The sequence below is a fragment of the Paenibacillus sp. FSL R5-0527 genome (assembly GCF_038008055.1).
Taxonomy (GTDB): Bacteria; Bacillota; Bacilli; order Paenibacillales; family Paenibacillaceae; genus Fontibacillus; species Fontibacillus macerans.
Genome location: NZ_JBBOYI010000001.1, coordinates 2990518 through 3014355 on the forward strand (window position 1 = coordinate 2990518; position 23838 = coordinate 3014355).

General features: G+C 54.0%; 19 protein-coding genes. 13 read left to right on the plus strand and 6 right to left on the minus strand.

Annotated elements, in window-relative coordinates:
• Nucleotides 1–12: 12 nt before the first annotated feature.
• Nucleotides 13–360 (minus strand): helix-turn-helix domain-containing protein, encoded by a 348-nt coding sequence (locus NYE69_RS13245; RefSeq protein ID WP_155620450.1) that lies wholly within the window; start codon nt 358–360, stop codon nt 13–15.
• A gap of 429 nt (nt 361–789) precedes the next feature.
• Here NYE69_RS13245 and NYE69_RS13250 point away from each other — a divergent pair, with 429 nt between their 5' ends.
• The 8 genes from NYE69_RS13250 (at nt 790) to NYE69_RS13285 (ending at nt 11100) form a co-directional block, all read left to right on the plus strand.
• Nucleotides 790–1962 carry a hypothetical protein gene (locus NYE69_RS13250; protein WP_340926548.1) on the plus strand — a complete coding sequence of 391 codons (1173 nt, stop codon included), beginning with the start codon at nt 790–792 and terminating at the stop codon, nt 1960–1962.
• 137 nt (nt 1963–2099) lie between these two features.
• Nucleotides 2100–2648 (plus strand): CueP family metal-binding protein, encoded by a 549-nt coding sequence (locus NYE69_RS13255; protein WP_340926549.1) that lies wholly within the window; start codon nt 2100–2102, stop codon nt 2646–2648.
• Nucleotides 2649–3028: 380 nt separating this feature from the next.
• Nucleotides 3029–5326, plus strand: coding sequence for a glycosyl hydrolase family 18 protein (locus NYE69_RS13260; protein WP_340926550.1), 2298 nt, complete (start codon nt 3029–3031; stop codon nt 5324–5326).
• 252 nt (nt 5327–5578) lie between these two features.
• Nucleotides 5579–5932 (plus strand): Na-translocating system protein MpsC family protein, encoded by a 354-nt coding sequence (locus tag NYE69_RS13265; protein WP_326045013.1) that lies wholly within the window; start codon nt 5579–5581, stop codon nt 5930–5932.
• 148 nt (nt 5933–6080) lie between these two features.
• Nucleotides 6081–8216, plus strand: coding sequence for a formate dehydrogenase subunit alpha (gene fdhF, locus NYE69_RS13270; protein ID WP_340926551.1), 2136 nt, complete (start codon nt 6081–6083; stop codon nt 8214–8216).
• Between the two features lie 80 nt (nt 8217–8296).
• Nucleotides 8297–8995 (plus strand): 4Fe-4S dicluster domain-containing protein, encoded by a 699-nt coding sequence (locus NYE69_RS13275; protein ID WP_340926552.1) that lies wholly within the window; start codon nt 8297–8299, stop codon nt 8993–8995.
• A 42-nt stretch (nt 8996–9037) separates the two neighbouring features.
• Complete coding sequence (locus tag NYE69_RS13280; protein WP_340926553.1) at nt 9038–10522, plus strand: [FeFe] hydrogenase, group A; 1485 nt, start codon at nt 9038–9040, stop codon at nt 10520–10522.
• Nucleotides 10519–11100 (plus strand): 4Fe-4S dicluster domain-containing protein, encoded by a 582-nt coding sequence (locus NYE69_RS13285; RefSeq protein WP_340926554.1) that lies wholly within the window; start codon nt 10519–10521, stop codon nt 11098–11100. The genes NYE69_RS13280 and NYE69_RS13285 overlap by 4 nt, the downstream gene beginning before the upstream one ends.
• Before the next feature lie 576 nt (nt 11101–11676).
• On the opposite strand, the gene hydG is transcribed toward NYE69_RS13285, so the two are convergent.
• The 3 genes from hydG to fdhD form a co-directional block, all read right to left on the minus strand.
• Nucleotides 11677–13092, minus strand: a complete 1416-nt coding sequence (hydG, locus tag NYE69_RS13290; RefSeq protein WP_340926555.1) for a [FeFe] hydrogenase H-cluster radical SAM maturase HydG — start codon at nt 13090–13092, stop codon at nt 11677–11679.
• A 53-nt stretch (nt 13093–13145) separates the two neighbouring features.
• A complete protein-coding gene (hydE, locus tag NYE69_RS13295) occupies nt 13146–14177 on the minus strand; it encodes a [FeFe] hydrogenase H-cluster radical SAM maturase HydE (RefSeq protein WP_340930392.1) in 1032 nt (343 codons plus the stop codon).
• 116 nt (nt 14178–14293) lie between these two features.
• Nucleotides 14294–15112 carry a formate dehydrogenase accessory sulfurtransferase FdhD gene (gene fdhD / locus NYE69_RS13300; RefSeq protein WP_326045385.1) on the minus strand — a complete coding sequence of 273 codons (819 nt, stop codon included), beginning with the start codon at nt 15110–15112 and terminating at the stop codon, nt 14294–14296.
• A gap of 254 nt (nt 15113–15366) precedes the next feature.
• On the opposite strand from fdhD, the gene NYE69_RS13305 reads away from it, so the two are divergent.
• The 3 genes from NYE69_RS13305 (at nt 15367) to NYE69_RS13315 (ending at nt 18714) form a co-directional block, all read left to right on the plus strand.
• On the plus strand, nt 15367–16446 hold the full coding sequence (locus NYE69_RS13305; protein WP_340926556.1) for a GIY-YIG nuclease family protein: 1080 nt from the start codon (nt 15367–15369) through the stop codon (nt 16444–16446).
• A gap of 197 nt (nt 16447–16643) precedes the next feature.
• Nucleotides 16644–17225 carry an RNA polymerase sigma factor gene (locus NYE69_RS13310; protein WP_340926557.1) on the plus strand — a complete coding sequence of 194 codons (582 nt, stop codon included), beginning with the start codon at nt 16644–16646 and terminating at the stop codon, nt 17223–17225.
• Nucleotides 17206–18714 (plus strand): hypothetical protein, encoded by a 1509-nt coding sequence (locus NYE69_RS13315; protein ID WP_340926558.1) that lies wholly within the window; start codon nt 17206–17208, stop codon nt 18712–18714. Before NYE69_RS13310 ends, NYE69_RS13315 begins: the two co-directional genes overlap by 20 nt.
• Nucleotides 18715–18874: 160 nt before the next feature.
• Here NYE69_RS13315 and ant(6) read toward each other — a convergent pair whose 3' ends face one another.
• Both ant(6) and sleB read right to left on the minus strand, forming a co-directional pair.
• Nucleotides 18875–19738: an aminoglycoside 6-adenylyltransferase gene (gene ant(6), locus NYE69_RS13320; RefSeq protein WP_340926559.1), complete on the minus strand. Its 864-nt coding sequence runs from the start codon at nt 19736–19738 to the stop codon at nt 18875–18877.
• Nucleotides 19739–20538: 800 nt separating this feature from the next.
• Nucleotides 20539–21153, minus strand: coding sequence for a spore cortex-lytic enzyme (gene sleB, locus NYE69_RS13325; RefSeq protein ID WP_340930394.1), 615 nt, complete (start codon nt 21151–21153; stop codon nt 20539–20541).
• Nucleotides 21154–21681: 528 nt separating this feature from the next.
• On the opposite strand from sleB, the gene NYE69_RS13330 reads away from it, so the two are divergent.
• Nucleotides 21682–22455 (plus strand): patatin-like phospholipase family protein, encoded by a 774-nt coding sequence (locus tag NYE69_RS13330; RefSeq protein WP_240752545.1) that lies wholly within the window; start codon nt 21682–21684, stop codon nt 22453–22455.
• 566 nt (nt 22456–23021) lie between these two features.
• On the plus strand, nt 23022–23837 hold the full coding sequence (thiD, locus tag NYE69_RS13335; protein WP_340926560.1) for a bifunctional hydroxymethylpyrimidine kinase/phosphomethylpyrimidine kinase: 816 nt from the start codon (nt 23022–23024) through the stop codon (nt 23835–23837).
• Nucleotide 23838 lies beyond the last annotated feature (1 nt).

The following is a 23838-nucleotide window of genomic DNA, read 5'->3' on the forward strand; positions in this document are numbered from 1 at the left end:
GATTTAACTCCTTCAGGTCTCGGGCGAATCGTTTTCCTTAAAGCGCACGATCGGCTTGATCACTTGCATAATCAATTGAATCTTCTCGGGAGAACAATCCTCCAGCAGCTCGATAATCTCATGCCGGAGATAATCCTTTCCCTGAATGTTCGTGCCGCTCAGAATATATTCGGGCGATTCCTCAAGAACGCCGCAGATCTGGGACAATCTGTCCAGGTTGATCGCCGTTTTGCCCCGTTCAATTTTGCTTATATAGGCGTTGGAGACATCCAATTTTTCGGCCAGCACTTCCTGCGTTAATCCTCGTCCCTCTCTGGCCCGCTTGATTCTTTTGCCAATTAGCGAATAATCGTAACCCATGTCATCACCTGCCTAAATTGTAACAACCCTCCTTTGTGCAATACATGCATCAATAGTTAATTTGAACTTATAAGTTAAAAATTATAAACTAATAATTTGAATTTAACGTAGAGGTTTAAATAGTGGCGGAAGGGAGACCAAGCGGTATATAACCGATAACTATAACTCCATCGATACCGCTTCACTGATTTGTTCTTGCTCGCGAAGATTGCCGCGTTTTTTCCAGATCTTCTTTTTTGCTGCTGGACATGGAAGACATATTGTTACCAAGTATTTGGAGTGTTATTAGAAAATCTATTGTCGTATTGATTTTTCTATGAAAATTTAATATTCTACTTATATCATATATTGTAATATTGTGGGAAAATATCAAAATTTACGGACGTCCGTGCAACGAAATTGTCATTCCAAATTTTAAGGAGGTTTATGATGAAAAAGTTAGTGGCTTTACTGATGGCGTTGGTGATGGTCTTCGGTTTTCTTCCGCAAATTCCGGCAAATGCGGCGAGCGCTCCGCCTTCGACCTGGCAAGAGCATTGGTTCGAGCATAAGGAATTGCTCAAGCTCGCCTATTATGACGATGAGGTGGCCGTGTATTTTGACGATGATATAAACCCGAATCAGGCCAACTGGATTTACTCCACGGCCGCCGACGTATGGAAATATACGAAGCAAACCTACGGCTCCATGGGAGGAGACGGGAGACTTTACGTAGTGGTCCATAACAAAAAATACAGCGGCGGTCATCCCGGATATTACTATAATGCCGACCATGACTACCGCAACGTGATCGATATCGGCGGTTCCGACTTCAGCAGCCGGGGCGGATGGAATTTGGATATCCTTGTCCATGAAATCGCTCATATTGTAGAGTTTGCGGCAAACGGGGCCAAGGGCTCCCCGGCTTTCCGGCTGTGGGGCGACAGCAAATGGGCGGAAATTTACCAATATGATGTTTACAAAGCTTTGGGGTACGACAGCGAAGCGCAGCGAGTTTATGACAGCTTCGTAAGCAAGTCGGAAAACTTCCCGCGGGCAGGAACCTACTGGTTTAAGAATTGGTATTATCCTGTTTATGACAACTATGGGGAAGATCAAGTGCTTACACGCTTCTTCCAGCTGCTTGCCCAATATTTCCCGAGGAATTCCGCCGGTTATTTCACACGAGATTTGAACATGGGCGAGTATGTACATTTTATGAGCGGCGCGGCAAGAGCCGATCTGAAATCGCTGGCGTCCGGCGCTTTCGGTTGGACGAACGAATACGAAAACCAATATCAGGCGGCGCGCCGGGAATTTCCGCAAATCACTTACGGTGGAGACGTAACCATCTCTGAGGGGGCCGTCTTTTATGGAGACGCCAATTATGGCGGATTTGCCGTGGCGCTGGGGGTGGGCACTTACAACTACAATGACATGCTGGCGGCTGGCATTCCCAACGATAAGCTCTCCTCGGTGAAAGTGGCTCCCGGCATCAAAGTGACACTCTACGAACATAAGGATTTCCAGGGAGCAAGCAAGGTATTGCTTGCGGACACTTCCTATGTCGGCGACGATTTTAATGACAAGACCTCTTCCATCAAAATAGAGCGGGTAAACTAGGCAGGTCAATCATTGGACGTTCAGGGATGAACGTCCGCTTTTTGCTCAATACTATACGTATGTATGGTATTATTAGACAGGATGAGGAAGCAATCTGCTTACATAAAATAACTTGTTAAACGGAAAGGGTGCAAGGAATGAAACGGAGAAATGTCTTGCTGACGGCCGGAGTTATTGTGGTTGCGGCGTTAGGAACTTACTATATTTTTACGGGAAGCGCTGAGAAAGAAGCTGCAACCGTCAGGCTGGATGCGCAAAGCTTGAAGCAACTGGTGCACGATTACAGCGCGGACAACCTGCAAGCCCAATCGGCTTCGATCACGGCGCGTCAGCTTGTGGTGACTGACGAGGGAAAAGGTTCTACGGCGTATGAACTGCCGGAAGACGAGTTTTTTGTGTCCATCGCGCCGTATCTCGAGCAAACGCATCCATGCGATATTCACAGTTTGACAGGCTGCCAAGGGGAACTGGCGGATCAAGAGTTTGATGTATCCATCGCCGATCTGGAGGGCAGCACTATTTTGGATCAAAAAATGAAGTCTCAGGCCAACGGATTTATCGATCTGTGGCTGCCGCGGGACAAAACGTACCGTATCACGGTAGGTCACGACGGGAAAACGGCCGAGTCGGAGTTTTCCACGTTTGACAGCGACAACACTTGCATCACAACCCTCCAATTAAGTTAGTTCACTCTGGAGCGTCTAAACGAGCCCGGTGCCGGAAACGGCGCCGGGCTTGTTGTATCTTGGGGACGATTCCCTTGAATCTATGAGCTGTTTTGAAAGTTCCCTTTTTTGTCATAATTTCCCCAAACCCTTTAACTATCGGGCATTTTCGATAAATATCAGGGCAACTCCGCACTTAAATCTATCAAATTAAAGTAAATTTCTAAAAATATAGGAGGATTCATGGCAAATATGTAAAAATATCTACTTGGTAATCTCTTTTTATTTTGGGAGATTAACCATATTCAGGAGGGGCAGGTGATAGGCGGATTTCAAGCATTTCGGCTTTGCGGTCGGCAGGCCGTCGGCATCTTATCTTACAGTAATTGAGGAGGAGAATCATGTTGAAGCACGCAAAAGAATTCAAGAAGCCGGGGATATGGCTGCTCGTTGCCGCGCTTATCGTTCCGTTGTTTTCGCTTTCCCCGTTTGGTGAGAATCGTGCGGAGGCCGCCGGCGCGGCAGATTATAAGATCGTAGGTTATTATCCATCCTGGGGGGCCTATGCGAGAAATTATCTGGTCTCGGATATCGATGCCTCCAAAGTTACGCATATCAATTACGCGTTCGCCGATATCGCCTGGAACGGCATTCACGGCAATCCGGATCCGACCGGTCCCAATCCGCAGACCTGGACTACGCAGGATGAGGTTGGGGTCATCAACGTGCCGAACGGCACGATCGTGATGGGCGATCCGTGGATCGACGCGCAAAAAAGCTATCCCGGAGATACCTGGGACCAGCCGCTGCGCGGCAATTTCAATCAACTGATCAAGCTGAAGCAGCGGTACCCGCATCTGAAAACGCTTATTTCCGTCGGCGGATGGTCGTGGTCCAACCGGTTTTCGGACGTGGCCGCCGACCCGGCGTTGCGTGAAAACTTCGCCAATTCCGCGGTCGATTTTCTCCGCAAATATCAATTTGACGGCGTCGACCTGGACTGGGAGTATCCGGTCAGCGGAGGACTTCAGGGCAACAGCAGACGGGCGGAAGACAAGCAAAACTTCACGCTGCTGCTGCAGAAAACCCGGGAGAAGCTGGACGCCGCGGGAGCCAAGGATGGTAAGCGTTATCTGCTGACGATCGCCTCGGGCGCGTCCCCTGCGTTTGCTCAGAACACCGAGTTGGACAAGATCTCCGATATCGTTGACTGGATCAACATCATGACTTATGACTTCAATGGCGGCTGGCAGAACATCACCGCCCACAACGCTCCCTTGTACCTGGATCCGGCGGCGGTGGCGGCCGGTGTTCCGGACTCGGAAAGCTTTTATGTGGAAGCGGGCGTGCGCGGGCATCTGAACGCTGGCGTACCGGCCGGTAAGCTCGTGCTGGGAGTTCCTTTCTACGGACGGGGCTGGACCGGGGCAGCGGCCGCCGGCAACGGCCAATATCAAAAAAACGCCGGCCCTTCGGCGGGCACTTGGGAAAAGGGCGTTTTCGACTATAGCGATCTGGAGAACAATTATATCAACAAAAACGGCTATACCCGTTATTGGAACGATATCGCCAAGGTCCCTTACCTGTTCAATCCGAGCAGCGGAACCTTTATCAGCTATGACGATCAACAATCGATCGGCTACAAGAGCGGTTTCATTAAAGCAAACCATTTGGGCGGGGCCATGTTCTGGGAGTTTAGCGGCGACCGGAACAAAACGCTGCTGAACAAGCTGGCCGGCGATTTGGCCGTTGACGGCGGTGGTGGCGATGACGGCGGTGGCGGAAGCGACGATCAAACCCCGCCCACCGTTCCCGGCAATCTCCGGGCGACGGCCCAATCGGCCACCAGCGTGACGCTGGCCTGGGACGCCTCCACGGACAACGTGGGCGTGACCGGCTACACCGTCGCTTATGGCGCGGGCAGCCTGAATGTAACAGGCACCGCGGCTACGGTCGGCGGCCTTTCGCCGAATACGGAATACACCTTTACGGTCAAGGCGAAGGATGCGGCCGGCAACCTGTCCGCAGCCGCCTCGATCAAGGTGAAGACTGCCGAGGGAAGCGACTGTCCGTACGCAGCATGGGATAGCAACGCAGTATATACCGGCGGCCAGCGTGTAGTTTACAACGGCAAAATTTACGAAGCCAGATGGTGGACCCAGGGGGATCGCCCCGATCAAAGCGGCGCGGACGGCGCGTGGAAATATATTGAGGATTGCCCTAACGGGCCGATCGATCCGCAGCCCGAGCCTGAACCGGGACTGGATACCACGCCGCCGACTGCACCGGGACAACTGCGCGTGACGGAAACCGCGCCGACCAGCGTCAGCCTCGCCTGGGACGCCTCCACGGATAACGTGGGCGTGACCGGCTACACCGTTGCTTATGGCACCGGCAGCATAAATGTAACCGGAACTTCGGCAACCATTACCGGTCTGTCGCCGGATACGGCTTACACCTTCAAGGTAACCGCAAGAGACGCAGCCGGCAATGTATCCGCGGCCGCCTCCGTTCAAGGGAAGACGACGGCGGAGGAAAATCCGGGCGATGGCGAGGCTCGTCCATGGGAACCGGGAGCGGCCTACAAGGTTAATGATCTCGTGTCTTACAACGGCGGCATTTATCTGTGCCTTCAGGCGCACACCTCGCTCGCCGGCTGGGAGCCGGCTAATGTGCCTGCTTTGTGGCAATTGCAGTAACCCGGGCAAGCTTATAGGAAATTGAGAGGAAGCGGGGGCAGCTCCGCTTCTTTTCTGCGCGATTTTTCCTGTCCGCATGATGGCGATTATTTTGCCGAAATAACATCGTTTTGGCAGAGAAGTTGCGGAAATTTCATGGAAACGGGTAGATATCACCCTTTTTTTGGATTGACAAAATATTTCTAGCGGGGGTAACATTTAAATTGTGAAATATTTTCCAAATTAAGGCATTTGTTTGTCGAGGTTCTCAGTATGTCTATTGCCACGGTGTTTGAAGCTCAGGAGAGAATCAGAAGGCTTGCGGTCAAAATCGTCAAACACTACCGGGGAAAAGGGCCGGAGAACGTCAAAGTGAACTTGGACGGCGCGGGCAAGGCGACCGTCGAAATCAAAGGGATTTTATCCAACTTATCGGAAATTTTAGTGAAAGAAGGTGCCACCGACCTCGTCAAGCAATACTGGAAAGTTTTGCAGCCTTATTTGGAACGCGAGTTTATGCAGGAAGCGGCGGATGCGGTAGGCGGCCCCTTTACCTACTCATGGTCCATAAGCCATGACAGGCAAGGGGAGCGGACCATTATCATCGAACTGAATAAGACGGTTTGATTAAAGAGAAAGAGGCGCCTGCCTTTTCGCTGTTTAATAGGCCAATACACGGTGTGACAAGCATGCCTTTGTATTGGCTTTTTTGTTTCTGTCATTCATTCTGCAATCATTTGTGCAAAAATTCACAAAAAGAGGTGGCGTTAGAGCGATGGGAAACCAAGTGCTTACGGTTTGCCCGTATTGCGGGAGCGGTTGTCAGCTGTATTTGAAGGTGGAGGACGGGCAGGTGGTTGGCGCCGAACCCGCGAACGGGAGAACCAACGAAGGCAAGTTATGCCTGAAAGGGCATTACGGTTGGGATTTCTTGAACGATCCGCAGCTTTTGACGGCGCGGCTGCGCAAGCCGATGATCCGCAAGGAGGGGCAGCTAAAGGAGGTGCCCTGGGAGGAAGCGATCCGGTTTACGGCCGAGCGTCTTGCGGCCATTAAAGAGAAGTACGGGCCCGATGCGATTATGGGGACCGGGTCGGCCCGGGGGCCGGGCAATGAGGCGAACTATGTGATGCAAAAATTTATGCGCGCCTGCATCGGCACCAACAACATCGACCATTGCGCCCGTGTGTGCCACGGCCCGTCCGTGGCCGGGCTGAGCTATTCGCTGGGCGACGGGGCGATGTCCAATTCGATTCCGGAGATTGAGGAAGCGAGCCTTGTGCTGATTTTTGGCTACAACGCGGCCGACACTCACCCGATCGTCGCCAGGAGGATCGTTAATGCCAAGCAAAAAGGGGCGACCGTGATCGTCGTGGACCCGCGCAAGACGGAATCGGCGCGCATCGCCGATTTGTGGCTGCCGCTCAAGGGCGGCACCAACATGGCCCTGGTCAACGCGTTTGGGCATGTACTGGTGCATGAGGGTTTATACGACCGGGACTATGTCTCCCATTACGTGGAAGGCTTCGCCGAGTATGCGGAGGGGATCAAAAAATATTCCCCGGAATACGCCGCGGCGATTACCGGCGTCGACCCCGCCGATATTCGCCGGGCGATGCGGGAGTACGCGCGGGCGGATAAGGCGTTCATTTTGTACGGGATGGGCGTCTGCCAGTTCTCGCAGGCGGTGGACGTCGTAAAAGGACTGGCTTCCCTGGCCCTGCTGACCGGAAATTTCGGGCGGCGCGGCGTAGGGATCGGGCCGGTGCGCGGACAGAACAATGTCCAAGGGTCGTGCGATATGGGCGCCTTGCCGAATGTTTATCCGGGATATCAGCCGGTGACGGACAAGAAGATCAGGCAGAAATTCGAGAAAGCGTGGGGCGTGAGTCTGCCGGATAAAACCGGCTTCCATTTGACGGAGGTGCCCCGGCTGGTGCTCAAGGAAAAGAAGCTGAAAGCTTATTATATTTTCGGCGAAGATCCGGTGCAAAGCGACCCGAACGCGGCCGAACTGCGCGAGGCGCTGGACGAAATGGAACTGGTGATTGTGCAGGACATTTTCATGAACAAAACGGCGCTGCACGCGGATGTCGTCCTGCCGGCCACCTCCTGGGGCGAGCATGACGGGGTGTATTCCTCGGCGGACCGCGGTTTTCAGCGGATTCGCAAAGCGGTGGAGCCGCAGGGCGAAGCCAAGCCGGACTGGCAAATTATTTGCGAAGTGGCCACGGCGATGGGCTATCCGATGTCCTACCGCAACACGGAGGAAATTTGGGATGAAATGCGCAGCCTGTGCCCGAAATTTGCCGGCGCCAGCTACCGGAAGATGGAGGAGCAGGGAAGCGTGCAGTGGCCTTGTCCGTCCGACGATCATCCGGGGACGCCGTTCCTGTACGAAGGCAACCGCTTCAGTACGCCCAACGGCAAAGGGCGGCTGTTCGCCTGTGAATGGCGGGCCCCGCAGGAGCTGCCGGACGCGGACTACCCGCTCACTTTGTCCACGGTGCGCGAAGTGGGGCATTATTCGGTGCGCACGATGACCGGAAACTGCCGCGCGCTTAGCCGGCTGTCCGATGAACCGGGCTTTATTCAAATCAGCCCTGAGGACGGGGTGGCGCTGCAGGTGCGTGACGGGGAGCTGGTGCGGGTGGTGTCCCGGCGGGGGCGGATCGTGTCGAGGGCGCAAATCAGCGACCGGGTTAAACCCGGCGCCACGTACATGACCTACCATTACTGGATCGGAGCTTGCAACGAGCTGACCGGCGATTTCCTGGACCCGGTATCCAAAACGCCGGAGTATAAATTCTGCGCCATTAAGCTGGAGCGGATCGCCGATCAGGAACGGGCCGAACAGGAGGTCCGGCAGCAATATGAGGAGCTCCGCAAGCAGATGCACGTCACGGTTTAAGCGTGCGAGTTCAGCGTGCAAGCGCGGGCGAGGCGATGAAACGCGGCCGGCGCTTGCGCTTTTGGAAAGGAGAGGAGCATATGGGCACCGGGAAAATGGAGGCGAATCCGTTCGTCATCGCGGACGCCGGCAAATGTATCGGCTGCAAAGCCTGCGAGCTGGCCTGCTTTGCGGTGCATAACCGGGAGAACGGAGTGAGCGCCGCCGTCGGAACGATTACGATTCCGGTAATTCCTCGGTTGTACGTAACGAAGGCGGGGCGCTCCGCGGCGCCGGTGCAGTGCCGGCATTGCGAAAACGCGCCCTGCGCGGCGGCTTGCCCGGTAGGGGCGATCCGCCAGGAAAACGGCGCCATTCTGATCGACGAGGAGCGCTGCATCGGCTGCAAGGCTTGTGCGCTGGCTTGTCCGTTTGGCGCGATCGCGCTGGTCAAATCGTATTCGCACGGCCGGGAAGTGCTGCAGAGCGGACTTTCGGCGCATACCGAACGCGGCGCGGAGCCCAAGCCGCGGCTGGTCGCCAGCAAATGCGACCTGTGCCAAAGCTGTGCGCCGCTGCACACATGGGCCGAAGTGGCGGGCCAAACGCAAGGCGGCGCCATGGAGGCGGGAGCGGCAGAATCGCGGCCTGCAGGCCGGACGCTGGAGCCGGGGCCCGCGGACGCCGCGGCGTCTCCCGCCTGCGTGGCCGCCTGTCCGGTCGGCGCGCTGTCCTTGGTAACGGGGAAGCCGGAGCGGACTGTACGTCCGTTTCCGGATTTAAAGGCAATGCCGTTTTAGCTTTAATAAGCAAACTATATGAATGGCAAAGAAGGTAGAGTTATGCCAAGTCCTAGCTATGATCCGATAATTCATATCGATGAGCAATTGTGTACCGGCTGCAAGCGGTGCGCCTCCGTTTGTCCGGTCGGCGCGATTCACGGCGATGCCGGGAGTCCCCAGATGATCGACGCCGACCGCTGCGTGATTTGCGGGCAATGTGTCCAGGTGTGTACCGCCTTTGCCGCAGACTATAGCGAAGATTACGCCGCCGAATTGGCCGGGGAATCGGCGGGAAGCGGGCTTGCCGGCGGGTTCGAGGCGCGGGAGCGGCTGGCGGCGAAACGGGCGCTCCGGGGAATGCCCGCCAGTGTACGGGAGCCGCTGTTTGCCGCTTATTCCACCGGGCATGCGCTTGAGGTCCGGCAAATGCTGGGCCGTCCCGGGCTGCACAAGGTCGTGCAGTGCGCGCCGGCCATTCGCGTGTCGCTGGCGGAGGAGTTCGGCCTTCCGCTGGGGACGCTGACGCCGGGCAAAATGGCGGCCGCGCTGCGGCGGCTCGGGTTCGACAGAATTTACGACACGAATTTTGGCGCCGATTTAACGGTGATGGAGGAAGGGACGGAGCTGATCCGGCGGGTGCTGGACGGGGAACGGCTGCCGATGTTCACCTCCTGCTGCCCGGCCTGGGTGAAGCACGCCGAGACGGCGGCTCCGGAGCTGCTCGATCATTTGTCCAGCTGCAAATCGCCGATGCAGATGGCCGGGGCATTGTTTAAAACCTACGGCGCCGAGCTGGCCGGGGTGAACCCGGCGGACATTTACAGCGTGGCGGTCATGCCCTGCACCTGCAAAAAATTCGAATGTGCCCGTCCGGAGATGCAGGCCAGCGGATACCGCGACGTGGATGTGGTCATTACAACCCGTGAACTGGCCTATCTTATTAAAGACCAGGGGATCGATTTTGCCGCTTTGCCCGACGAACCGTTCGACGCTCCGCTTGGGGAATATTCGGGCGCCGGTACGATTTTCGGCGTGACCGGCGGCGTCATGGAAGCCGCGATCCGCACCGGGTACGAGCTGCTGACGGAGCAGGAAATTCCCCGGCTGCAGCTCGATTTCGTGCGCGGCGAGGAAGGCATTCGCACCGCGGACGTGCAGGTTGGCGAACTGGAGCTCAAAGTGGCGGTGGTCGCCGGACTGCAGCATGTCGGTCCCGTACTGCGGGCGGTGGCGGACGGGACTTGCCCGTATCATTTCATCGAAGTGATGGCTTGTCCGGCGGGCTGCATCAGCGGCGGGGGACAGCCGAAGCTGCTGACGGAGCAAATGCGCGAGCTTGCTATCCGGGCCCGGAAAAGCGCGGTTTACCGTCATGATGCCGGGCTGCCTGTACGCAAAGCGCATGAAAACCCGGGGATCAAAAAACTGTACGAAGATGTTTTGGGCGAGCCGCTGGGCAGCGTTTCGCACCATTTGCTGCATACCCATTTCAAGTCCCGGCGAAAGCCCGAGGAAGTAAGCCTTAAAGAGGAGGTCAAACTATGAACAGCTTTGTGCTTGCCGATCCCGATAAATGCATCGGCTGCCATACTTGCGAAGCGGCCTGCGCGGTGGCTCATTCGGACCAGGATTTTTTTCGGCAAACGCCCGGAGAGACGGAGTTCTACCCCCGGCTTACCGTTGTGAAGACAGAAAATATAACGGCTCCCGTGCAATGCCGGCATTGCGAGGATGCGCCGTGCGCCAATGTGTGCCCGAACGGCTCGATCACCAGCAGCGAGGACGGTATTTGCATCAATCAGGACACCTGTATCGGCTGCAAAACCTGCATGCTGGCTTGCCCGTACGGAGCGATCGAGATGGTGCCTTTGTATCGCGATGGAGAGAAACAGCTGCAGGCGGGGTTGCGCTATAACGCGGCCGGAGCTTGGATTCCCAAGGAAAAAATCGTGGCCAGCAAATGCGATCTGTGCGAGGGTACCCCCGGCGGGCCGGCCTGTGTAAGCGTCTGTCCGACCAATGCGCTGCAGCTTATCGTTCCCGCCCGCGTGCAGGTATCCGTCGCCGAAAAACGCGCGGCCACGGCTCAGGCCTTGCAGCTGTTTGGCGGGGTCGCCCGCTAGCCATAAAACAGTTGAAGCGGTATCGGGATAGCGGCAGAAAAGTGTGAAAAAAATCTAAACGGTTGTGAACGACGCTATTTTTGGGTAAAAACGAGCGGATACAAAATGTAACGGTTGCCAGCGAGCCTATTTCCCGTTTTATGTCACTAGCGTTGCATTAAATCTGACAAGATACATTTTTTAGCCACACCAATATTCTAACGGTTGCCACAAGCGTTATTTGTGCCAAAAACGTTGATTTCAAATTGTAACGGTTGCCATAGCGCTTATTACACTGAAAACCGGTTGTTTTTGCTTGGATTAAGGAAATTAGCGTCGCTCGCAACCGTTAGAATTTAGAAAAGGTCTTTTTTCGGAAAATAGCCGCTGCTACAACCGTTAAAAAAGAAACCACTGCTTTTTCGCCCGAATAAGCGAGGGTGGCAACCGTTAGCGTAGAAAAAGCTAGGTATATAGTTAGAGCCACAACAGGGTTTAGCAGAAACCCCCATGATCTAAAACGCCCTCAGAGCCGTGAAAAACGAAACGCCTGCGGAATGCGATACTTCCGCAGGCGTTTTTGCAATGCGTAATGCGTCAAAATCTCAAATCCCTTTCGCCGTTACGAACTCGCTCCAGCCGCTTCATCGTCAGCTTGCGCGTCGCTTCGCGGGGGATGCGTTCGAGATTTTCCGCAATCGTCCGTTCTCCAAGCTCGCGCATTTCTTCGTCCGCATAATCCAGCAAATATTCCTGGAAGGTAAGCAGGGAGTTGGGCTGGCAGATATTATGAATCTGCCCGGACTTGGCGAGCTGCATAAACCGGTCGCCCGTCCGGCCTTCGCGATAGCAGGCGGTGCAGTAGCTGGGCACGTAGCCGTCCTGGCATAAGCACTTGATGATTTCCTGCGGCGAACGATGGTCTCCGACCTGAAACTGCGGGTTGTCGTCCTTGTCCTTGTTGACCGCGTATCCGCCGACACCGGTGGCGGAACCCGCACTGATTTGGGAGATGCCGAGTTTAATGATTTCATCCCGCAGCTCGGGGTCCTCGCGCGTGGACAGGATCATGCCGGTATAAGGCACCGCCAGACGCAATACGGCGACCACTTTCATGAAATCCCGGTCGCTGACAAGGTAAGGGTAGTTGTCGAGGTGGACATTTTCCGCCGCGCGCAGACGCGGAACGGAAATGGTGTGCGGACCGCAGCCGAAGGTTTCTTCCAGATGCTCGGCATGCTTCAGCATGGCGACCGTTTCGTAATGATAGTCGTAAAGACCGTAAAGCACGCCGATGCCGACATCGTCGATTCCGGCGCGCATCGCTCTGTCCATGGCGGTGGTGTGCCAGTCGTAGTCCCTTTTGGGTCCGCGGGGATGGTAATGCTGGTAGCTGAGGCGATGGTAGGTTTCCTGAAACAAAATATAAGTGCCGATGCCGGCTCCCGCAAGCAGGCGGTATTCCTCCACCGTCGTGGCCGCGATGTTGACGTTGATCCGGCGGATGCTGCCGTTGCCCGTTTTGGTTTCGTAGGCGGTGTTGATGCAATCGAGGATATAGTCGATGTCGCAGTGGCGGGGATCTTCGCCGGCCTCGATCACGATGCGCTTGTGGCCCAGCGACTCCAGCACGCTCACTTCCTTGGCGATCTCCTCCATAGTCAGGCGATGGCGCTCAAACTCGGTGTTGGAATGCTTGTATCCGCAATAAACGCAGTGATTGACGCAGTAGTCGCTGACATAAAGCGGGGCAAACAGTACGATCCGGTTGCCGTAAATCCGCTCCTTAATCTGTCTGGAAGCCGCGAACAACCGCTGCATAATGCCGTCGTCGTCAACGTATAACAGAACGGCCGCTTCCAGGGCGGTCAGCCCCTTGCAGTCCATCGCTTTTTCCAATATCGCCTCGACCAAGCCGTGGTCATTCGCCGCCTTCTTTCCGTAGTCCAATGCCGCGGCAATCTCCTCATCCTGAATAAAATTGGCAGGTTCGCTTTCGGTAACTCGACTCATGTTGATCCACTCCTTTTGAAATATTTGTATAGAGACAGCTAGTAAAAATCAGTTCAAACCGCGCCGGACAGCGATTTCAGGCTGTCGCCGCGGCCCATGTCGACCTCCAGGCCAACGGAGGCGATCCGCCGTTCCAAGCAAAAACGGCACTGCGCGGATTCGTCGCCCAGACAAATTTTGTTGTCGTAAAGGGCGTATTTCGGGCGTACGGCCAGCGGCGACAAATTCGGCATAACCACGTTGGCCCCGGCCTGCAGCGCCATTTCCCGGCCGTAAGGGTGAGCCGTTCCCATCGCGGTCGTGGCCGGAATCAAGGCGGCCGGAAGCAAAAGTCGGGTCAGGGCGATCATGTCGAGCGTCGCTTCCAGCGTCCCGGCCGGGTAATCCTTCAGCGGCGTCGCATGATGGGGCAGGAACGGGCCGATTCCGACCATATCGGGGTCAAGCCGTTTGAGATACAGCAGATCCTCGGCCAAATCCTCCGGCGTCTGCCCGGGCAAGCCGACCATGAACCCGGCTCCCACCTGGTAGCCGATCCGCTGCAACGCCGCCAGCCGATCCCGCCGGTTCTCAAACGACATGGTCGGATGCAGGGCCCGATACAGGCGGGAAGAGGCGGTTTCGTGGCGCAGCAAAAACCGGTCGGCTCCGGCGGCAAACAGGCGGGCGTAGGTCTCGTCGTCCCGTTCCCCGATCGACAGGGTGACCGCCGCATCCGGGAACCGCTGTTTAATCCCGCTGACGATGCGCACCAACCGTTCCGCCGTATACCAGTTGTCTTCCCCGCTCTGCAGCACAAATGTCCGGTAGCCAAGTTCGTACCCTTCCCGGCAGCAATCCGCAATTTCTTCCGGGGTCAGCCGATAGCGCTCAAGCGACCGGTTTGCGGAACGAAGTCCGCAATACAGGCAGTTTTGTTTGCATATATTCGAAAATTCAATCAGTCCGCGCAAATATACTTTGGTCCCGTACATGCCGAGCCGTTTTCGGTGCGCAAGCGCGCGCAGCTGTTCCCGGGTCTCCGGGTTCAGATGGCGCAGAACGACGAGCAGCTCTTGACGGTTTAAAGAAGCCTCGGCATACAGACGGTCCAATAACGCTCCGACTTGGGGTGAATGGATTCGCTTCGTTGCGGTTTCCTCCAATCCTGAAAATGAATAACAACTTAGGTATTCCGTTTTTTCGGATTCCAAAGATGCAATCAATGCAGCGGCGATTCCGGGCCGCACCCGCTGATCCGCTCCGGATGGGTATATACGTTGCAGGAATGACCGCGGATAAACCCGACCGTCGTGATCCCGAGGTGCTCGGCGAGCTCCAGGGCCAGCGCCGTGGGGGCGGATTTGGATAAAACGACCGCGCAGCCGATCTTCGCCGCCTTGAGCAGGATTTCCGAGGAAATCCGGCCGCTGAAGGCGATGATTTGCCCGTCCGGACTCATGCCATGCCTCAGGCGGTGGCCGTAAATTTTATCGAGCGCGTTATGGCGCCCGATGTCGCTGCGGGCGAGCAGGATCCCGCCGGCATCGCAGAGGGCCGCGCTGTGTACGCCGCCGGTACGGTGAAACAATTCGGCCCCCCGCTGCAGCTCGTCCATAAGCCGAAAACAGTCGGCAAAACTAAGCTGCACCTGCCGGTCCAGCAAAACCTTGGCCGTCCGCGCGTCGTTGACGTACACAAACCCGTGCCGGCTCGCCCCGCAGCACGAAGTGACGTAACGCTTGGCGAACAGCTGGCGGTGCAAGGGGTTCCACTCTTTTAACGTCACATGAACGAAGCCGCCCGCCTCCTCAACCCACAATTCCATGATGTCGTCCATGCGTTCGATAATGCCTTCCGATGCCAGATAACCGATCGCCAAGTCTTCGATGTATTCCGGCGTACAGACGAGGGTCACGAATTCCTCGCCATTGATTTTGAGCGTAACCGGCTGTTCGGATACGACGGTATCTTCCGCCGCGGTGACGGTTCCGTCGCGGTAACGTATGATGACTTCCGTGTGCTGGGGATTCCAGTTCATTTTCACATCACCCTTGTTTTGATAGGAATCTTGTTTATGGATGCAATAGAAAAATATTGAAAAATATTGCTTCTTACATGCTCCCACTTTGGAAGCAAAATTGTCAATCTAGTTTGTTACATTTTGCACAAATCAGCTTTGGGGACCGATGATGAAGCAGCGGGAAAACAGTGGACAGCCTCTATGATGCGTCCGCCCGGTTTTTATGGTAACTTCAAAGAGCCAAGGCTGATTAGAAAGGGGGAGGCGCCAAGATGAAGGACAAGCTGGGAAATCTGCCGTCATCGCCGGGAGTCTACTTGATGAAAGACGGGAATGGGGGGATTTTGTACGTCGGCAAGTCGAAAAATTTGCAGCAGCGGGTCCGGTCTTATTTTTATCCTTCCGCGCCCCATTCCAATAAAATCAAAAGGCTGGTCAACAACGTCAAGGATCTGGAAATACGGGTGACCGATACCGAATTCGAAGCGTTAATGCTGGAATGCCGGTTAATTCGCGAATGGAAGCCGGTATACAACAAAAAAATGAAAAACCCGCTCGCTTATGTTTATATCGCCATCCGGCCGGGAAACGGCTTCCGCCGCATTGAAGTCACCCATCATCCGGGCAGCGGGGAGGCCGGGGAGGTGTGGTTCGGCCCCTATGCGGCCAGCAAAAACACCGTTTTGGAGGCGGTCCGGGAGATTCAGGAGTGTCTGCAGATCGCCTGCGCCCGGTCTTCCGTCGGCCAAGCCCCCTGTTTGAATTATTCGCTTGGGTTATGCCGGGGCATGTGTCTCGGAGGTGAAGCGGTCCGGGAATACGAGCGGATTGTCGACCGCTTCATCGCCCTGCTGGCGGGAAGCGACCGCTGTATATACGAGGTTATGGAACAAGAGATGGCGGCGGCGGCCGAACGGTATGATTTTGAAGCCGCGGCCAGGTACAGGGATTCGCTGCAAGCGGTAAGCCTGCTGTTGAATAAGGAAAATATGATCCAATTCACCGTGCAAAACCGCAGCCTCGCCATCGTTGAAGCGTTGGACGGTCAGACGTTCAAGCTGTTTCTGGTGAAGCGGAATCGCGTGCTTTTCAGGGAAAAGTATCATGTTGCCGATACGGCGGTAGAGCAACTGCGGGCCGAGATTACGGAGGCGGTGCTCGGCTGCTTCGGAGCGGAGAAGACGCCGCCCTCCAGCGCGCTTGCCCGCGACGAAATCGATGAAGCGCAGATCATTTACAGCTATCTGCAGAGCAGCGCCTGCCGGCATCTGACCGTTCCGGAGGAATGGATCGAAGCGCGGGACCGTTTGCGGATCGCCTCGGCATTGGACAATATTCTCCCTCGTCCTTGAGAACCGCCTGGAATCGAGGGAGTCCGCCATGCCCGGTTTGGGCCGGGAACGATAAGCTTTAGTCTTAGACTCCTGCACAGCGCCTTCTTTGGAGCCGGGTAAATCCAAAAGGAGGCGTTATTTTTTTCTCCGGAAAAAATGAACCGGTGCCAAACAGGCTTCGCCTATATATCGAGATCAACTTTAGGAAGTGATAAATGATGCAAGAGGAACAAGAGTGGATAGAGCGCTGCAGAAACGGCGATCGGGAGGCGTTTTACAAGCTGGTCGAACCGCTGCTGGACCGGGTATACAGCGCGTCCGCCGCGATATTGCGCTCGTCGCATTTGGCGGAAGATGCCGTCCAGAACGCCTTGATCGAGGCTTACAGGGCCATTATGAACGGCAAGGAAATCCGTAATTTTACCGGCTGGTTCAAGCATCTGTGCGCCATGAGAGCGATCGATCTGGCGCGGAAGCGTTCGCGACTGAACAGGATGACAGAGGGGTTGGAGCATTTGGAGCCAGTGGATCAGGGGGCGCAGCCGATCGAAGCCCTATTGAAAAAAGAGGAGCAGCACAGCCTGCTCTCCCAGGTGATGTCGCTGGACATTCAACATCGTTCGGTGGTCCTGCTCTTTTACTATCAGGAAATGTCCATCGAGGAGATTGCGGCCACGCTCGGCGTGAAGGAAGGAACGGTAAAATCCCGGCTCCATCGCGCCCGGCACAAACTGCTCAAGCTTTATCAATCTAACGGAAACAGGAAGGTGATGATTAATGCTGGATACAAAGATTGAAATGAATATGAAAAGGGAGATGACATGGTCGCTGGACCAGTTAACGGCCCCAGAATCACTGAGGGATTTTGCCCGGAATATCGCGTTACATAGTGAGAACAACAAGGTGCCCTCCCTTCCGAAAAAAAGAAAGCCTTTATTTATCGGGTTAGCCGCCGGGGCGGCCGCCGTTTCGATCTTGTTCGTTTCGGCGGAGATTTCTCCGGCGTTTGCCAGCATGCTTAAGCAAATCCCCGGCATTTCGGTCGCCGCCGACTGGCTGGACGCAATCCGCAGCCAGGACGGGGTAGAGAACGCCGCCGCTCATAAGTACACTCCCTTTGAACCGGTAGTTCAGCAGTTTGGGGATATGAAAGTAAGTCTGGCGGATGTCTATCTGACCAGCGATAAACTGATGTACAAGGCGTTTATTCAAACGGATGGAATCAAAGACCATCTCGCCAAAAATCCCGATGGCAGCTTGACGCTCGATAGAACGGCCGACCATTATACTGTACAAAGCTTGGACTTCGAAATGATTGAAGGGAGCGGCAGCGAGGACATTATCTCCGATCAGGAAACGGGAGAGCCGATTTTGGTTATTTCGGAAATCCTGGAACTGGACCCGGAAGAAGTTCAGGCGTTTCTCAAGGGAAATCCCGACACTTTAAGTTTTAAACTCTATGTGGGCGATGACCCTTCAGGCCGCAAGGACCGGGAGTATGATATGAATGTACCGTTTGCCCCGTCCGAATTAGTGGAAGACCGGATTATTCAGGCAAAACAGCAGATCAAGGTTGCTGGCGACTCGGATATCGGGGGATTGGTGCTGGACAATATCAAGATTACTCCTCTGAATACCTACGCCGAACTGCGGCTGGATAACAGCAAAGACTATGGGCTCGATCTTGATTTGGCCGGAGACGGAGGGCACGATGTCATACGATTAACGGATAATAACGGCAAGGTGTATCCCCTGGACACCTATCGGACCAAATATCAGCCCGTGAACGATAAGTTTCAGCCGGGCGTAATCGAGCTGACGTTTAACTCTTCCCCGTTTTTTGACGAGACAGTGAACAGCTTAAAGCTTCATGTCGGCGCTGTAGAGATATCGGACTGGACGGGAAGCGATACGTTTACGCTAGGCCTGAACGAAGACCTGCCGAAACCGATCCGTTTTAAAGGCAAGGAAATGACGATTACGCAGGCGCGGTATGAAGACGGTTTGTTAAAGCTTAAAGTACTGCAAAAAGCGGAGAATCGCATGAGCATCCATTTTGAAATTCCTTCGTTGCGCCCGGATAAAGAGAAGTCTCCGGAGCTTTGGGAAGAGTATTACGGGGAAAAAGCGGACTTAAGAAAGGAACTGATTATTCCGTCCGAGGGGAAAGAGGAGTACGAATTGTCCTTTTTGGTCCCAAAACAGGATACTTATGAAATTCGCATGATGCGGGATATGGATAATGTTACGGTTGATAAGACGCTTGAGATTGATTTAGGACCATGACGTAAACGGCAGGCCGAGACAATAGCGCCATAATTTACCGCTATATTCATAGATCACGTGTTCAGTAAGAGGAGGCTGCGACTAAACCCGCACATTTAAACACCGCCGGAGCAAGTTCTCCGGCGGTTTTCGCTTGCCGAAGGGGCAATGTGCAAAGAGTTTACCTCGTTTCCGGCAACGAATCATAAATCGCCCCGGTATATTTCGTAATGGCTTCATCATAATCCGGGTATGTAATCCCAAGGCTTTCCGCCACCGCTTTGGAGTATTTTCTAAACAGATCGTAACAAGTAAACAAAGACCGCCACATTTCCGGATAACCGGTTCCGTTATAGGTTGACAGCAATGTTTCCCAATCTTCGCGCGGCAGATAGCGGTCGATAAATTTATAGTTTTTCCCTACGCTAAACGTATACCCGTGCACCGAGCCGATGTGCCAGGCCATCATCCGCAGCAAATTGGGCCGTGCGATTTCGTTCAAATGATCGATGGCAAACAGGATTTCTTGTCTCGCCAGCCCTTTGACGACATAGGTTGAAACCATCCAGAACTCGTTGCAGCAATCATCAAACTCCCTGGCGCTCGGCTTTTTAAGCCAATATCCGCGATCGGATGCGGTCGCTTCATTTTTGACGAGACGGTCTTTATCAAGCAATACCTTCACCAAACCGTCGCTTTCGGCGAAATAAAGCTCCGACTCGTTCACGGGAATCAGGGTCAGATCCAGTTTGTTGCCATCCTCGAAAAGCATGATATAGGAGAACCAGTTGCCCAGTTCCGGGGGGAAAAGCTCCATATCCTCGGGTTTTTGCATCATGATGCGCTTGCCGAAAACGCCGAGCCATTCATCGTTTTCCTTGAAAAAATCCATATCCGTAACAAAATAAGAAATGTCGAAATCCTGGAATGAATCGGGAGGAATGTTCACGTTGGTGCGCGACCCTTCCATAGTTACCAAGCGGATTCGATCCTCTTTCGCGGCGAAATCCAAAAACAAGTTCATCATTTCCTGCTCGCTTCTCAAGTGCATAGCCCTCCGTTCAGGCTTAGATCTTTTATTCTAAAAACGTTTGAAGCCTATCCCTTTATTCGATATTGCTATATTTCATGTTGTTCTGTCAACATATGGGGATTGAGCAGGGATGTCTCTTATCTAATCTTTGAAGGTAAAGCTTTATTTAGGGGTGGCACTAAAAAAAATTTCATTGTACAGGAAACACTTTCTGAATTTTTCTAACACTTTACAATCATACCGCGCGTTTTTAAATAACTGGAGGTAGTCATTTTCATTGCGAATGTAGTTCCCGTCGTCATATCGCTTCATAAACCAGTTATTGAATTTATTTTTTTGACATAAATAAGGTTCAATAACGGCCATGTTGCCGCTCGGCTTCAAAACTCTGCGGAACTCATCTAAATAGTCGGTAATGAGCTCGTTCGGAAGGCAAAGCCGATTCTCCGGCTATCAAGATCGATTCCGCAATAATGCTCAGCCTGGCTTATGCAACAGTTCGCCCCGGTTCCGCAGCCAAAATCAAGAACCATTTTATTTTCTAAGGAGAAACGGTCTCGAATATGGTTGTGAATATATTTTTCGGTAAACCATCTGGGGCGTACGATGGAGTGGTACAATCGCGGGGTCAAATACATGAAGCTGTACACACCTATCTTTTTAAATTTGATGGACTAAGAAAAATTGTTTCCGAGCCTAAGCCTAATTATGAATGTCAAAAATTTCTTAGGCCCGACGCAAACACAACGAAATTATGTAAAAAAAGGACAGGCGGCAGCACAGCTGCAGTTCCTGTCCCCGGTTTTGCCGGATTAGTCGGTAAATATATGATTGCCTATGGTAACGTTTTGCGGACGTGTCCAAATCCAGGCGCTTGTCGCTGTTTTCGGATTAAAATAAAACAGCGAATGGTATGTCGGGTCCCATCCGCGAACGGCATCCTGCGCAGCCAGATAAGCCGTTTTGTCCGGCTTAAGCCAAAACTGTCCGTCATCTACGGCCGTAAACGCACCGCGCTGGAACACGACATCACGTATATTGTCGGGAAACCGCTCGGATTGAATCCGATTCATCACAACAGCGCCGACAGCTACCTGACCCACGTACGGTTCTCCCCTGGCTTCGCTGTAGATCACCCTAGCCAGAATATCCATTTCACTTTGATTCAGTGAATATTTTTTGAGCGCCCGCCAGGTTTGCGGACCGGCCTTCCCATCAACCTGGAGCCCGTAATTTCGCTGGAAGCTTTGTACCGCAGCCTTCGTGTGAGTCCCATAAAAGCCGGTCAACTGCTGGTTAAACAAACCAAGCGCCTTCAGCCGGTATTGGAGATCCCATACATCGCCGCCGGTACTGCCCGCTTGCAGCGTGCTGGCCGCGGCCTGCGTGGTTTCGCCGTAGAATCCAAATCCGAAGGTTATGACCATAACGAATATCAGTCCCCGGAATAACTTCACGGCGGATCACCTCCTTCCATGGTATCCATTGTATGGTGGGGGAAAAAGGTGAACAACCCTCAACATTTGGCATGGAACACTTTACCGGGGCGCTCTCGAATTTTCGCGGCTTGACTGAATCAAATACAAAGGTGCATTTGATTTTTTACGATCTGCCATTTTAGCGCGATTGAAATGCAAAAATGCATCTCATCCGGGGCGATTTGATAAAAAGTATCTATATAACCGGATATGAACTGCACTTTTGCATTTGACAAGTCATCTTCGAGTAATTTCGACGAAAATCGCATGCTCTTCTGCATTTCACGGGACTCGGAATGCCGCTCTGCTATGGCGAAGGGAGCGATATCGGCTGCAGGAGACCCGGACCGGCATGCGGGTTAAACATCCGGTCGACACGAATCCGATCGAGGGCAAAGGTGAAGAACGATTGCCGGGACAAAAAGCGCAGGTATAAAATGAAGACAAATGAGAATCGATCATAATGAGGGGTTAAAGATGGGAAAAATCGGTTTGGTGTTGGGCGGCGGCGCGGTGCGCGGGCTGGCTCACCTGGGCGTGTTGAAGGTGTTCGACAAGCACTGTATTCCGATCGACTGCATCGCCGGGACGAGCATGGGCGGAGCCATCGGGGGCTTGTATGCGGCCGGCATTTCTCCCGGGGACATCGAAGAGCTGATCCGGACGACACCGAAGTACCGTTTGATCGATTTGGGGATCAGGCGGCGGGGACTGATCGGCGGCGACAGCATTTACAACACGGTTCAAGGGCTGATGAAACGGCATGGCAAAGAAGCGCTGCAAATCGAGGATTTCCCGATTCGCTTTAAAGCGGTCTCCGTCGATTTAATCACGGGAAAGCAGGTGATCATCGACCGTGGCGACATCGGGCTGGCGCTTCGGGCCACGACGGCTTTTCCCGGGGTTTTTGCGCCCGTGATGGCAGAGGAGAAGATGCTGGTGGACGGCGGGGTCCTCAACAATTTGCCGGTGGAGGAGTTGAAGTCCGAGGGCTTGGACCTGATTATTGCCGTCGATGTGGCCAGGGAGCACGAGCCGAAACTGCCCCGGAATATGGTGGAGGTCGTATACCGTTCCTACAGCCTGATGACGGCGGAGCGCAAGCGGACCAGCCTCCGCTTGGCGAACTGGGTGATCCGGCCCGAGGTAGGGCATATCGCCGCCTTCGATTTTTCCAAATCGCAGGAATGTATTCGAGCGGGGGAAGCCGCGGCCGAGCGGATCATCGATGAATTGAGGGTGCATATTTAGGCTCGGAACCATTAAACGGCGCTTGACAAAACAATCAGGCGTACATCTTCATCTTCATTCCAGGCTGCTTATGAAACTCCAGCGATCTTCAGCGAAGATCATAAGAGCAAAAAATGTGCTTATTCCGGCGATATCCATCCATTTGCGAGAAATAGAGGCGATTTATGCCGCTATTTTCTCGGATTGCAAGGAAATGCCTGCGTTCTGGACTATTCAAGGGACAATAAGGACAAAAAATGTCGCTAATGGAGGTGACCATGCCTGGCTCCCGATAATAAGTACATAAAGTGCTGCTATTTAGCAGGCCGGCGGTTGGTCTAGGCAGTTGATCCTGGCACTTGATCCTGGCGGTTGATCTTGGCGGCTGGTCTTCCGGCAGCCTGCTTTCCGGCGCCAATTTTTAGGTTGAGCCATATGCAGCGGGGCAAAACGACTGGGCGATCATGGGTTTTAGTTTTTTTTGCAATCCATAGTCTGAACTTTCTAAAAATAGTGCTAAAATAGATGTTATCAGTTTCCGCCAAGATTCGGGAGCTAGGAAGTTCAGCGAAAAGGAGCAACCCAACATGTCAAAGATCTTCAAAACTTTAACGATTGCCGGCAGCGATTCCAGCGGGGGCGCTGGAATTCAGGCCGATTTGAAAACGTTCGAAGAGTACGGCACTTACGGTTTCAGCGCCTTGACGACAATCGTCACGATGGATCCGGAGCAAGGCTGGCACCATAACGTCTATCCGGTGGAAGCCTCATTGGTGGCCGAGCAGCTCAAAACCGTGTATGCCGGAGGCCCCGTCGACGCGATGAAAACCGGAATGCTGGGCAGCGTACCGATTATCGAAGTCGTGGAGTCCTGCATCCGCAAGTACGATCAAAAAAATGTCGTCATCGACCCGGTGATGGTCTGCAAAGGCGAGGATGAAGTGCTGAATCCGGAAAGCGCCGACGCAATCCGCGATTTGCTGCTGCCGCTGGCGGCGGTGACGACGCCGAATTTGTTTGAAGCCGGGGTATTGTCCGGGCTGGGACGCCTTACCACGCTGGAGGAGATGAAGACGGCGGCTCAAGCGATTTACGAGCGCGGCGCAAAAAACGTCGTCATTAAAGGCGGCAAAGCGCTGGACGGGGAAATGGCGATCGACCTGTTCTATGATGGCAAGGAGTACACGGTTTTGGAGTCGCCGAAAATCGAACCGGCCTACAACCACGGGGCGGGCTGTACGTTTGCGGCGGCCATTACCGGCGGCCTGGCGAACGGTTTAACGGTCCAGGAAGCTGTGGCTAAAGCGAAAAAATTCGTCACCGCCGCCATCGCTTCCGGATATCGGTTTAATGAATATGTCGGACCGGTGTTCCATGCGGGGTACCGGCTGAACGGAGAGTAAG